Origin of the sequence: Parashewanella curva, from assembly GCF_003675895.1 — a bacterium.
GTDB classification, from domain to species: Bacteria; Pseudomonadota; Gammaproteobacteria; order Enterobacterales; family Shewanellaceae; genus Parashewanella; species Parashewanella curva.
The window spans coordinates 14,948-28,419 of record NZ_ML014755.1; the positions used below are offsets into that span (position 1 = coordinate 14,948).

The following is a 13,472-nucleotide window of genomic DNA, read 5'->3' on the forward strand; positions in this document are numbered from 1 at the left end:
CTGAAATTCGCTAATGAAACAATCAAGAGTCGAAATTTATCGCCTAAGCAACACAACTAACTTCTAGAAAACCACTATCTTGACTCTCTTCGACACGCTGGTATAAGTCATCAGATCGCTTTTCAAGTATTTGCAATGTAAATCTTTTAAATTCATCATACTTATTCAAACGTTGAAAGCACTGAACCCTTTTTTCATCCAAAGCAAATAAATCAATTTCCTCATGTCCGATCAAACCATAAATTACACGTTGTCGTTGATGAGTTTTACCAAACTTTTCATACAAACGAAGCGCATAATGAAGCGGAGTCTCTTTTGCAGAGTTAAGTAAATTCGCTTGAGTAGCTGGCTGCTGAAGTACTAAAAGCATTAATGTTGCATTTTGCAAAGCAATCGCTAAAAAAAGCGGCGAAGCAAGGATTGTCCCGTATGAGTGTTCAGCTGATACATCACCATTTTCGAACAGCCTCATTGTAATCTTTACCGCATTTTGCTCAAAACAAAGACTGAGTAAATTCGAATGGTAATTAAATTTTTCTGCCTCCTGAGTTTGTTTTACCCCTGTTCTTACAAATTCATCAAATAAAAACGCATTAGCCCTCAACTTCTCATATATTTCTATATTATCAGTCGTAATAACATGTACGATGAATCGATTAAACGTGCTTTGATTCATGTGCTGAAGGTATTCAAGTAACTCAAATTCATTCCACCTATGTATAACCTGTTTGACTTCTGTATCAGATAAAAAAGCGTTGGATTTTAATTTGACAATCAGTGTTGTTTCCTTCCGTGCCTCAGGCGTTAAATATTTAAAATATTTTTCACAAAACTTAAGGTTCAAACAATGAGGTGTTGGGGGGATTTGTAATGACGCTGCAATTTGAGACTTCAAAAATGGTTTTTTATCAATTAACCAGTCCATTTTTTGAGTAACAACGGTTATAGGTAATCGGTCTGACTGTTTAGCACCTTGGTTTAAAGCTAAAAAACTTAACAAGTCATCAAAAGATTCAACGGTTTCTACTGTCATTTCAAAAAGATGATTTACCGCCTCATCCGACAAGCCATCCAAATGTAAGCCTTGGACGTCAGCCATAGTAACTGGTCTGGTAATAAAATTATCCACCACCCAGAAAAAACTTCCTTCTGGGGTATATTTAAGAACCTTTTCAGGCCTTCGACTTAAGTTGATTTCACAGTCCGCTCTTGTTTTTTCGAGTGCTTTGGCTGCTATAGCAAGAAGATTTAACTTAATTTCTTTGACTGAGATACTCACTAACGTATTTGCGTCCATAAGATCAGTTTCAGTACAAACCTCCTCATTTCCAGCAATGCGTTGTAATGGGCCACAAATTTGTTTGAATAACTCTTTTTGTAAAGAATGTAGCTTAGCGACTTTAGACTCTGCAAAGATTGCTTCTTGAAAGTAATCAAGTGGAATATATATCGCTTCAGTCCAATGCTCATCACTGCATACTATTTCTGTTAATCTTTGCAATATAAAGTCTTTGTTTTGTATTTCTAATTGAGTCAATCGTTCACTGAGGGCTTCTAAGGAGAGAACTGATCCATGACAAAAGTCACTTGTTAATTGCCTGTTTAGTTCATCATTACCAATTTGCGTTAATTCTGCTTTTAATTTTTCCTGCGTGTAGAACGATAATTCAGATAAACACACCCAATCTGCTCTTAATGCTTGATATTCTTTCAACGCTTTACTTAGTTCTGATGTAAGTTGCCCAAATACGTATTGTGTTAATCGAATTGGGTGTAAGGCTGCTTTAACTTTAGCTTCATATCCTTTTAGGAATTTATCTTTAAAACCAAAATGTGCCGCACTATTAGTAAATTTGGGGACATCAAACTTTTCAGAAAAATAGTTAACTAGACCATGTTCAACATGTACATAATTACCTTTTAAATCCTGTATAGATGCACTATCCGTAAATCCAATTAAATGCCGCCTAGCGACCGCTTTCATTACCTCACGCTTATAAAGCTTCAATGCTTGTAAGTTAAAGTTACTTTCCATATCTAATGCTTCATGAATATTATTCACAACTTCTTGAATCCCTGGCATACAGAGCTCTATAGCGTGTATTAAATCGTCAAATAATCGCTTCTTTTGATTAAGGGACAGAGTATTTGCTTCAAGAATCTCAATCGCACCTCTAAAATCATCAGTAAAACCAGAAAAAGCAATCTCTCTGAATTCTTTGGCTTGCATGTATGTGACTTTTTCATCATCACTAATCTCGAAAAGGTGAGACCAAAATGCCTGCTGAGCAACTTCGAACCTTCCGCAATGAAACTCTTTATCTAAGACTTTCAAGCGTTCTATATCTTGTTTATATTGCGCTTTTAACCCCATAAACCCTTTTGTTTGTCTATAAGTACATAAGTCTCCGTGCACAGAAGGGGTATAAAGCACAACTTGAAGTTCTGCATTCTCTGCTTCAACATTCTCATAATGAGTAGTCATTCTAGGGGTAACATTTATATCAACTGCAGCTGCACACATATAAATCTCCAACAACCTTCAGGGTTTAGTGCAATTTGAATAACACAAGTCTTTAAAGTTCAAAAAACAACCGAGAGGTAATTGGAATATGTTATTCCAATATATATTGAAGAATGCATAAATGAGCTTTTCACCTTAGGGCGTGTTGATCTTTCGTGATTGTTTTTGCAGTGATAAATTGGTTATCTTATGCAAGGCAGAGTTTGTGAGGTGTGGTTCTTCCACATAAACAAACGATAACGCAGCAGAAGTGACCAATTTACGCTGTCTTCGATGCTTTTGAGCACTTCCTGTTTTGTGTTGTGATCAGCTTACTTAGATGGCTAAGCTTCACTGCTCATGCCTTGAACAGAAAAGTGCTCAAATAGCACAAAATTTAATCCTGAAAGATCAACACGCCCTAGATAGATATGCGTTTGCTTTTTGAGCACTCTAACTGGTCTGACGAATGATTAATTGAGGTTAATCTTACTATTAAGTAACAGTTAGGTTTCTTGCTCGAAATATTTATGAAATTCTTGTAAGTAAACCGGCAATATAAATGATGTAAGAGCTTAAAAGCTTTAGGGGTTTAAAATGAAAACAAGAGATATGGTCATTCATGCTAGCTTAGAATTGTTTAATGAGCACGGTGAACGTACCATTACCACAAATCATATTGCGGCACATTTGGGGATCAGCCCAGGCAATTTGTATTATCATTTCGCCAATAAGCAAGACATCATTCAAGAGATTTTTAGCTTATTTGAAAAGCATATCAACGAAAATATCAAACCTTCAGAAGAAAAAGAATTTCATGCCGGTTCAATGATGGCCTATTTAGATGCGGCTTTTGTGGCTTTATGGAAGTTCCGCTTTTTCTACGTAAATCTGCACGACATTTTGCTCAAAGATGACCAATTGAAAAAGCGCTATCTGAAACTTCAGCAAAGCACGACTCATTCAATTAGCCAAATATTGCAGCAAATGGTGAATGCCGGATTACTATGTATACCTGCGGAAGATGTCGAGCGACTTGCAGACACCATTAGAATTCTAATGGGCTCATGGATTGGCCACAAATTAGTTCAATCAAATCAGAAAGAAATTAAGCCATCAGAACTTTTTGATGGAGTGTCACGCATGATTTTAATAATAAAACCTTATGCTACCGAAGCTTCATCAGCCATGTTTTCACAAATGGAGTCTCGTTATCAATCATTAATCGCGGAAGATGGGGCTGCTCTGAACGCCATTTAGCAAAACTGGCTGCATTTTGATTTCAAAAATAGAACAGCACATTCAATCTACAACGCAATAGAGGACTCATAAGTCCTCTATTTCATCCCTATGTTCAAACTTTGTCTATACTGTTGATAAAACTTATACAAAGTCAGGCAAATGTCACAGTTATCCATATCAAACAATGCCCCCCGTCAAGCAAACATTAATTTAGAAGCATTCAAAAAACCGAGTGTCGATAGTCAAGGTTCTGAGTCTGGAGTCGCAGAAACAGGTGTTGTGGCCAAAAGTACATTCAGGCAAATTTTCGATCGTATTTGGAATGGAATAAGATCAATTGGAACTGGCATTTCGATAAATGACGTTGAAAAAAAATTAACCCAAATATCCAAAGCAACAAACTATGGCGAATTGAATGCTTTGACCAATGAGCTAAATAGTATGTACGAAAGTGAACAACAACACTTTTACCTTAAGGTTGTGGAAGATCCCATCAGTGGCGTTTCGTTTATGCAATGTCATGCAAGACTAGATAATGGGGATGAACTAGCAATCTCAAACCCAGTTGCTTTCAAGCCTGTTAATGCACATCAATCAGGGAGGAAGTACGAAACACTCAAAGAAGACTTTTGCAATAACTAGATACCTAAAGCTTCTGCTGATGTTAAAAACAAAGTTCGCACAGCAATAGATGTCTTAGCATTAACAAAAGAAGAAGCCATAGACCAGCGTGACAGTGCCGTTAGGCAGATTGAGGACTTGGTTGCTGAACATGGGTTTAATTATAACAAATTTGTTTTTGAAGTCGTTGACAGAGAACCGCTAAACGATCAAGGCAGTTTTGTTATGGATAACAATGCTGGATTACAATATAAATTACGCTTAGCGCCCGACGGTAACTCGATAGTTCTTCACCAGCCCATAAATAGATTAAAACCAAGCTAGAGTAGCAATCGCTACTCAAACTCTCCCTCAAGTTTTGAAAGCTCAAATCCAGCAAGGCGGTATTCGACAAAATCATAAACGTCTGTGGCAAGGGCTAACCTAAACAATTGAGTAGCCGCTTCGAGGTGCCCTTGGTGTAAAGCTTGCTGAGCGATATAAAAATACGCTTCACATAGATGCTCTGTATATTCACGTCGATGATTTTTGGAATCAAGGTATTCATTGGCCTTACTTACTAATTTATCTGCACTTAGGTTGCCAAGTAAATACTCAGCTATTTGAGTGGACCACAACTCTTTATCCAGTTTAGAAACCCGTTGAGTTAGTTCTATTTTTGCTTTTTCAGGGTTAAACTTACGATGCGCTAAATAAAGCCAAATTGAACGGTACGCATCGTCAGGTGCTTTTGTATAGAAAGTGGTGAGATCATCTTTGGAAAGTTCAAACCGGCCTGCATAATATAAAGCAATACCACGATTTAAGTAAGCATATTCATAGCTAGGGGCTAACTCAAGGACTGAGTCAAAAGCATCATACGCACTGTCAAAATCACCCTCCAACGTCGAATAAATACCAAGAAAATTATACGCATCGGCCAAACGAGGATTTAAATTTAGTGCTTGTCTAAAATCGTAACGGGCAGACAACTGCAAACCAACTCGATCGTAAATCACACCTCGCTCATACATAAAGCGAGCACGCTGTTCGTCAGTTAACTTAGCACGAGAAAGAATATCGGAGCTTTTAAGTAGATTTAACTCATCTTGATACAGAGGAGTAGTTGGCTCAACTAATAATCGGGTGGGATAATGGTTTTTTAAGGTGGTGGATGCACAACCAGAAAGCAATGAAACGACCAATGCAACTTTAAGAATGCGCCAATTAACTGTCATTAAAAGTGAGCCTTTGTAAAATACGGAAACCGCTTAATCATATCAACCCCAATCATAAACGGCTATCACTGATTTACGATCTTAAACAGCTAAACTGTCACAAAGTCGTTTTGAGCTTTGAATAAGCTTTGTCGTTACGTCATGAAGGTTGAGCAACAACATCGACTTTGACGTTAAGTAGTTGGCATAAATTCCATAGCAAACCAGTTCAATATCATCGGAATTTGCATGGGGGTATTCTGAAGCTAATATTTGGCTGCAGTGTTTAATAAATTCAGCCATATTTTGCTCTTGATCCAGTTTAACTGGTTCCAGCCTTTTAGATTCAGAAAAGAGCTCATGGCTAATAATATTATCTCTATTATCTTCTGTTGAGCCAATATAGAACAGCATCTCTAATAAAGTGTCTATAGAATCGGTTTCAGGAAGCTGAGAAATCGCTTGCAGCCATTGGTCTGAATAGATGTTGCGCCAACGCTCACTCAACGCAGTAATGATTTGATCTCTATTACCAATATAATGGCGTAAAATGGTGCGCTTTACTCCAGCGGTATCGGCAATATTCTCTAAAGACGTATCTTGAAGTCCTTGTTTGAGGATACATTCCTCTAATGCATCAAGGATTTCTGTTCGTCTTTGCTCCACCATACTGGGTCTAGCCATTATCACCTCTATATTGATATTTGCCGTGTTGATTTGTCAGGACATGCTCTAGATTTAAATTTTAGAGTAATTGTACTCTGTACAATCATATTATATTTTCACAGTGAAAACATAATATATACTCGTGATACCTGAAGATGCAGGATTTCAGCGAGAATTAATTGCCATTTAGGCAAGGCACTTTCCTGTAGTAATAGTTATTCTATTATAAGGGAAAGTAACGCAGTATAAAGACAATTAAACTCGCACTACGTGGGCTTTTCAGCATTGATTCTTCTTTGTTGTGAAAGCTTAAATTAGCCCGCTAGTTCTTCACTTTCACGCCTAGAATAATGCAACGCTGAACAAGCCCTGAAAGTTGCATCTTCAAGTATCACGAGTATAAATAGCATGAATTTGTAATTCTCTCACAAAAAAGGAAAACGATTAACCTTGTTGGTGTGATACAAATATTACTTGCCTATTTATCATTCAGTACCTTGGTTAAAAACTACAAAAAAAGAGAGCTAAAAAGCTCCCTTAGATTTGCTATCTAAAAAATAGATTATTCAGCAGCTGGTGCTTCTTCTTTTGCATTCGCTTCTTTGATAGATAGACGAACGCGACCTTGACGATCCACTTCCATCACTTTCACGTCAACTTCCTGACCTACTGCTAGGTGATCAGATACGTTAGCCACACGTTCTTCACTGATTTGTGAAATGTGTACTAGACCATCTTTACCCGGAAGGATATTTACGAACGCACCAAAGTCAACGATACGGTTGATCTTACCTTTATAGATACGACCAACTTCAACTTCAGAAGTTAGCTCTTCAATACGACGAATTGCTTCACGAGTAGAGTCACCGTCAGAAGACGCAATACGTACAGTACCGTCATCATCAAGTTCAATCGTTGTGCCAGTCTCTTCAGTAAGAGCGCGGATAGTCGCACCACCTTTACCAATCACATCACGGATCTTCTCAGGGTTGATCTTGATGCTCGTGATACGAGGCGCGTGATCAGAGATATCGTCACGGTGAGAACCGATTGCACTGTCCATCACGTTTAAAATGTGTATACGAGCGCCCATGGCTTGTTGCAGAGCAATATCCATGATTTCTTTAGTGATACCTTCGATCTTGATATCCATTTGCAGTGCAGTAATACCGTCACGAGTACCTGCTACTTTAAAGTCCATATCACCTAAGTGGTCTTCGTCACCTAGAATGTCAGAAAGAACGACAAAGTCATCGCCTTCTTTCACAAGACCCATTGCGATACCCGCAACAGATGCCTTGATTGGTACACCTGCATCCATAAGCGCTAGAGAAGTACCACAAACCGAAGCCATCGAGCTTGAACCGTTAGATTCAGTGATTTCAGATACTACGCGAACTGCGTATGGGAATTCAGCTTCGGTTGGCATAACCGCGTTGATACCACGCCAAGCTAGTTTACCGTGACCAATTTCACGACGCTTAGGCGAACCAACCATACCAGTTTCACCTACAGAGTAAGGAGGGAAGTTGTAGTGCAACATAAAGCGGCTGGTTTTCTCGCCCATAATACCATCAATCTTTTGTGCATCACGCTCAGTACCTAAAGTTGCAGCAACTAAAGCCTGAGTTTCACCACGAGTGAAGATTGCAGAGCCGTGAGTACGTGGCAGTACACCCGCTTGAACATTAAGCGCACGAACCATATCAGGCTCACGACCATCAATACGAGGCTCACCACGGATGATGCGACCACGAACTACGTTCTTTTCTAGGCTACCTAGTAGACCTTCAACTTCAGACACATCAATGCCTTCGTTTTCAGCGACTAGCTTCTCAACAGCAGCAGATTTAACCGCCGCTACAGCGTCACGACGCTCTTGCTTATCAACCACTTGGTAAGCTGCACCCATGCCTTCTTCTGCTAAATCTTTGATTTTAGCAACAAGATCTTGGTCTTTTTCTTCTGCAGTCCAACCCCAAGCAGGCTTACCCGCTTCAGCTTTGAATTCTTCAATAGCATTAACAACAACTTGTTGCTGGTCGTGACCGTAAACCACCGCACCTAGCATGATTTCTTCTGGTAATGCCTGCGCTTCAGATTCAACCATTAATACCGCAGACTGAGTACCAGCAACAACAAGGTCTAGTTGGCTTTCTGGCATTTGATCTACGTTAGGGTTTAGGATGTATTCGCTACCCGTGTAACCAACACGTGCCGCGCCTAGTGGACCATTAAATGGAATACCAGAAATCGCTAATGCCGCAGAAGTACCAATCATCGAAATGATGTCTGGCTCAATATTAGGATCAACAGAAACAACAGTGATGATCACTTGAACTTCGTTTTTGAAGCCGTTCGGGAAAAGAGGACGGATCGGACGGTCAATCAAACGTGCAATCAGAGTTTCGTCTTCAGATGGACGACCTTCACGCTTGAAGAAACCACCAGGGATCTTACCCGCTGCGTATGCTTTTTCTTGATAGTTAACTGTCAGAGGGAAGAAGTCACGACCTGGGTCTGCGTCTTTCTTACCTACTACAGTTACTAAAACCGTGGTGTCGCCCATGCTTGCCAACACAGCAGCGTCAGCTTGACGTGCAATCACTCCGGTTTCTAGAGTTACGGTGTGTTGACCGTATTCAAAACTCTTTACAATTGGATTCACTTGACCAATTCCTTAATTAATTATCTTAAATTTCGCTCGGTATTATACGTTAACAACCGTCATTAGATAAAGCGTCTATACTTCACAAACACCATTATCACAAATATTTCATGTATAAATCGGCTGACAAACGGATCTTGTGAGCTTAAAAAATCATAGAGGGTTGAATTCAGGGATGAAATTACGCTTTAGTTCTCTCACATTAAAGCAAACTTTTTTAGTGTCTATAACGGTATTTTGTTTTGCCGTGGCACTGCTTTTTATCGAATTCATTTCAGTAGTTCATACTGAAAAACGACACCTCAAGCAGCAAGGGGAAACCCTGATTCATACATTGGAACAAAGCGCCAAAGCCTCTTCCCTAAACGACAACACGCTCTTAGCACAGCAGTTATTAAAGCAAAGCTTTGATCTGCCTTGGATCCAAAGCGTCAGTATCGAACTAAGAGAAACTGGACGCATATTTTCAGCCAATAAACCGTTAGATGCAGAAACTGGAATTTGGCATGATTTGGCTCAGTGGTTATTTCAAAATCAACAACATAGCACTCGATTACTTTACCGAGACAACTCACAGCCTTTTGCAAGGCTTAATCTTCACTATGATCTTAAAAAGATCAGCCAGACGCTTCAAAGGCATTTTACCCGCACCTTTATTTTTTCTTTAATTGGTACGCTTGTGCTCACGGTATTACTCACTTGTGTATTTCATTTGTTTTTAACCAAGCCAATGCTCATTTTGAGTCAAGCCATAGATAAAATCACTCCAGATACCCCTAAAGATAATTTATTACCTCGTATTCCTTTTCACAACAATAACGAATTATCCAGAGTACTGACTAAGTTCAATCAAATATTGATTCAGTTTGATATGGCACAACTCAAGTTACGAAAAATGGCAACAAAAGATCCACTGACCAGCTTGCCCAATCGCGTGTTGTTACTTGAAACCATCAACCTGAGTATTCAGCGTTCTAGTCAACAAAAACGCAGTTTTGCTCTGTTTTATATTGACTTAGATCGCTTTAAAAACATCAACGATTCGTTGGGGCACCAACTCGGCGATCGATACTTACTGCGTATCGCCCGCGTATTAAAGCGAGTTGTAGGCGAAAAAGGCACTGTAGCTCGCCTTGGTGGTGATGAGTTTGCGATCATTGCTAATGATCCACAGACGCTTCCGCAAGCAGGGGAATTTGCACAAACCTTAATTAAAGAAATCAAAAAGCCCCTGTTTTTAAATGAGCATAAACTTCACCCCAATGCCTCTGTGGGAATCGCTCTCTATCCTGATGATGGCCACAACGCAGATGATTTGATCCGCCATGCTGAAATCGCCATGTACAGTGCCAAAAAGCAAGGCTTAGGTAATTGGGCGTTTTTCAATAAAAAAATGACCGAAAAAGCCATCGCTCATTTGCGCATTGAAGCCAATCTTTATAATGCTATTCGCAATGACAACCTATCCTTATTTTTCCAACCAAAAATAGAATTAGCTACCGGAAAAATGAAAGGAGCTGAAGCCTTAATACGCTGGCATCAAGGTGATAAAGTTATCTCTCCTGGAGAGTTCATTCCGGTGGCAGAAGAGTCGGGGTTGATCGTTACTTTAGGTAAATGGGTGATCAATAAAACCTGTGAAACACTAAGAAAATGGTGTGACGAATTTAATCAAGTGCCTTCTATTGCTATCAATATCGCCGCCAAACACTTTATTGATCCAAAATTCGTTGAACAACTCAAAAGCTGTGTCAGCAGTTTTCATCTTGATCCTTCCCTAATAGAAATTGAAATTACAGAAAGCTCATTTATTCATGATATTCAATTAGCCATCGCTGTGATAGAACAGCTTAGGAAATCCGGCTTTAAAGTCTCCATTGATGATTTTGGTACCGGTTATTCGTCGCTCTCATACCTAAAAGTATTGCCTATCAATACCTTAAAAATTGATCGCGCTTTTGTTGAAGGACTGCCCGAAAATGATGCCATTGCATCTACTATCGTTATGCTCGGTCAACAAATGGATTTGGAAATTGTTGCAGAAGGTATTGACGAAGCCAAACAACTAAAATGGTTACAAGCGCATGGCTGCGCTTTAGGGCAAGGGTATTTATTCAGCCGTCCATTACCACAGGAAGAATTTGAAAATCAGTACCTTGAACCAGAGCAAACGGTTTTAGAAATTGAATAGCCATATTGAATTAACAAAATAACCACCCCCACTTTAGACATCTAAACATCTTGACACCTTGACGGCTTAATGTTTATTATCTATGCATTAAGTAGGATTTTTTATGCAAATCCTCTTTCAATATGCATAGGGATAACAGGATGACAACTGCAGTATTGCCTTCTTTCTTTGAGGCATCAGCAAGGATAGATAGTCGCGGCTTCTTTCAATTACCAGAAAAGCACCCCTTGTTTCATGGTGGAACTGTCTTTCATGGACAAGTTTCATATTATCTTAGAGGACCTAGCCTTGCACCTGTCATCATAGTGCTCGGGGGGATCTCGTCAGGGAAAGAAACCGAGCTGTGGTGGCCAGAAATGGTGGGAGCTGGATTAGCGATAGATACTGACCGTTATCAAGTGTTAAGCATCGACTTTCTTGGTGGAAACCATGACTCTAGTGGTCCAGATGCTAATGAACATTCAAGCCAAGCCGCTGCTATTGATACAAGAGATCAGGCAAAAGCCATTTCACTCTTATTGGAACATTTAAACATTGATGTGGTTCACAACTTTATTGGTGCATCCTATGGCGGAATGATCGCCCTTGCATTCGCTGAATTATTTCCTAATAAAGTAAAACAACTTTGTATTTTATGTGCGGCTCATAAAAGCAGTAACCTCGGCATTGCTTGGCGATCGATACAACGTCAAATTATACAACTTGGCGCTGATACTGAGCAGGAAGAACAGGCCATCGCGCTTGCTAGAGCGCTAGCGATGACGACCTATCGTTCATTTATAGAGTTTGAAGAAAGGTTTTCTACAGCACCGTATGTCGTTGATGGTTATTTTCAATTTCCAGTTAATGGGTATTTGACCTCTAGAGGTGAAGCATTCAAAAAGAATTTCTGTTGTCGTGCTTATCTTTGTTTATCAGAATCTATCGACTTGCACCATATCCTGCCTGAAAACATAAAAACACCAATCACTTGTATCAGCTTTGACACTGACCAACTCATCCCTAAAAAATTGATGCAAGAACTGGCTGAGTATAGCCAAGGAAAAAGCCAACATTTCCATCTCACTTCGCTATACGGCCATGATGCCTTTTTAAAAGAAACTCAAGCCATAACCCCACTTATTCAACAAACGTTAGAGTCCAATAGCCATGCCCAACACTAAAGAACATTCTGCCTACTCACATACGCAAACAACAGCCGTTCGCTCTGGTTTAGATACAGATATGGCTCACGGTGCAGTAATGCCTCCAATCTATCTGTCTAGTAATTTTAGCTTTGAGTCATTTAATCAACCACGCAAGTATGATTACACTCGCTCAGGCAATCCTACTCGTGATCTTCTAGCCGAAGCATTAGCAGAACTCGAAGGCGGTCATAACGCGGTGATCACGCCCACAGGCATGGCAGCAGTTAACCTCGTACTCCAATTATTAACACCTGAAGATACTCTCCTCGTTCCCCATGATTGTTATGGTGGTAGCTATCGTTTATTTGAACATGCTTCAAAACGTGGCTTGTTTAACCTAAATATTGTTGACCAGAATGATCAGCAAGCCCTACAACAAGCGCTTGAACAGCAACCTTGCTTAGTGTGGGTCGAAACACCGAGCAATCCATTACTTCGGATTTATGATATTGAAGCCATTTGTCAACAAGCTCATCAAGTCGGTGCTTTAGTTGCAGTTGATAACACCTTCTTGACACCACTATGGCAAAAGCCGCTTGAGTTAGGCGCAGATATCGTTATCCACTCCACCACTAAGTACATCAATGGTCACAGTGATGTGGTTGGTGGTGCCGTCATTGCAAAAACTCAAGAACTCCACGAGAAGTTAGCGTGGTGGGCAAATTGTATCGGCGCGACTGCGGCACCTTTTGATAGCTACATGACTTTACGTGGTGTTCGTACTTTACATGCACGTCTACAAATTCATGAGCAAAATACACAATCATTGCTGGATTACCTGAAACAGCATCCAACTATTAAAAAGGTCTATCACCCAAGCTTAAAGAGTCATTCTGGGCATGAAATTGCGGTAAAACAACAATCCGGTTTTGGTGCCATGCTGAGTGTCGAATTAGATTTAGGTACAGAGCCACAATACTATCCGCAACTTCTCAATCACTTTTTTAGCTCATTAAATATGTTTACGCTTGCCGAGTCTCTTGGTGGTGTAGAAAGCTTAGTTTGTCATCCAGCTACCATGACTCATGCAGGAATAAGCGAAGAAGCCCGTAAATCAGCAGGGATTTCAAGCTCTTTATTACGATTCTCAATCGGCATTGAACACAATGAAGACTTACTAGCAGACTTATCACAAGCTCTTGAGTCTTTCAGTGTTTTTCGACAAAAGCTCACTACGAAGTAATCTGTTCCTAAAAAA

The 13,472-nt window shown here is 39.8% G+C and carries 9 protein-coding genes; 5 read left to right on the plus strand and 4 right to left on the minus strand.

The genetic code is table 11. From position 1 onward, the window contains the following. Window positions 1-43: 43 nt before the first annotated feature. Window positions 44-2,536, minus strand: a complete 2,493-nt coding sequence (locus D5018_RS02110) for a hypothetical protein (RefSeq protein WP_133309219.1) — start codon at window positions 2,534-2,536, stop codon at window positions 44-46. Between the two features lie 564 nt (window positions 2,537-3,100). Here D5018_RS02110 and D5018_RS02115 point away from each other — a divergent pair. Both D5018_RS02115 and D5018_RS02120 read left to right on the plus strand, forming a co-directional pair. Beyond that, complete coding sequence (locus D5018_RS02115) at window positions 3,101-3,763, plus strand: TetR/AcrR family transcriptional regulator (protein WP_121837332.1); 663 nt, start codon at window positions 3,101-3,103, stop codon at window positions 3,761-3,763. Between the two features lie 141 nt (window positions 3,764-3,904). Further along, window positions 3,905-4,387: a hypothetical protein gene (locus D5018_RS02120; RefSeq protein ID WP_121837333.1), complete on the plus strand. Its 483-nt coding sequence runs from the start codon at window positions 3,905-3,907 to the stop codon at window positions 4,385-4,387. 314 nt (window positions 4,388-4,701) lie between these two features. Here D5018_RS02120 and nlpI read toward each other — a convergent pair whose 3' ends face one another. The 3 genes from nlpI to pnp form a co-directional block, all read right to left on the minus strand. Further along, the gene (nlpI, locus tag D5018_RS02130) at window positions 4,702-5,583 is read right to left on the minus strand and encodes a lipoprotein NlpI (RefSeq protein WP_121837335.1); all 882 of its coding nucleotides are present in this window, start codon (window positions 5,581-5,583) and stop codon (window positions 4,702-4,704) included. Between the two features lie 81 nt (window positions 5,584-5,664). Then, window positions 5,665-6,246, minus strand: a complete 582-nt coding sequence (locus D5018_RS02135; RefSeq protein ID WP_121837336.1) for a TetR/AcrR family transcriptional regulator — start codon at window positions 6,244-6,246, stop codon at window positions 5,665-5,667. A 544-nt stretch (window positions 6,247-6,790) separates the two neighbouring features. Beyond that, window positions 6,791-8,896 carry a polyribonucleotide nucleotidyltransferase gene (gene pnp / locus D5018_RS02140; protein ID WP_121837337.1) on the minus strand — a complete coding sequence of 702 codons (2,106 nt, stop codon included), beginning with the start codon at window positions 8,894-8,896 and terminating at the stop codon, window positions 6,791-6,793. A gap of 175 nt (window positions 8,897-9,071) precedes the next feature. Between pnp and D5018_RS02145 the strand changes: the two genes are divergently transcribed. The 3 genes from D5018_RS02145 to metB all read left to right on the plus strand — a co-directional run bounded on the left by D5018_RS02145 (window position 9,072) and on the right by metB (window position 13,457). Then, the gene (locus tag D5018_RS02145; RefSeq protein ID WP_121837338.1) at window positions 9,072-11,087 is read left to right on the plus strand and encodes an EAL domain-containing protein; all 2,016 of its coding nucleotides are present in this window, start codon (window positions 9,072-9,074) and stop codon (window positions 11,085-11,087) included. A gap of 140 nt (window positions 11,088-11,227) precedes the next feature. Beyond that, window positions 11,228-12,250 (plus strand): homoserine O-succinyltransferase MetX, encoded by a 1,023-nt coding sequence (gene metX, locus D5018_RS02150; protein WP_165904979.1) that lies wholly within the window; start codon window positions 11,228-11,230, stop codon window positions 12,248-12,250. Beyond that, window positions 12,237-13,457: a cystathionine gamma-synthase gene (gene metB / locus D5018_RS02155; protein WP_121837340.1), complete on the plus strand. Its 1,221-nt coding sequence runs from the start codon at window positions 12,237-12,239 to the stop codon at window positions 13,455-13,457. The genes metX and metB overlap by 14 nt, the downstream gene beginning before the upstream one ends. Window positions 13,458-13,472: the final 15 nt, after the last annotated feature.

What these genes read in the sequence shown, in the direction of transcription:
- D5018_RS02115 (WP_121837332.1), top strand. Translation starts at nt 3,101, where the DNA reads ATGAAAACAAGAGATATGGTCATTCATGCTAGCTTAGAATTGTTTAAT.
- D5018_RS02120 (WP_121837333.1), top strand. Translation starts at nt 3,905, where the DNA reads ATGTCACAGTTATCCATATCAAACAATGCCCCCCGTCAAGCAAACATT.
- nlpI (WP_121837335.1), bottom strand. Translation starts at nt 5,583, where the DNA reads ATGACAGTTAATTGGCGCATTCTTAAAGTTGCATTGGTCGTTTCATTG.
- D5018_RS02135 (WP_121837336.1), bottom strand. Translation starts at nt 6,246, where the DNA reads ATGGCTAGACCCAGTATGGTGGAGCAAAGACGAACAGAAATCCTTGAT.
- D5018_RS02145 (WP_121837338.1), top strand. Translation starts at nt 9,072, where the DNA reads ATGAAATTACGCTTTAGTTCTCTCACATTAAAGCAAACTTTTTTAGTG.
- metX (WP_165904979.1), top strand. Translation starts at nt 11,228, where the DNA reads ATGACAACTGCAGTATTGCCTTCTTTCTTTGAGGCATCAGCAAGGATA.
- metB (WP_121837340.1), top strand. Translation starts at nt 12,237, where the DNA reads ATGCCCAACACTAAAGAACATTCTGCCTACTCACATACGCAAACAACA.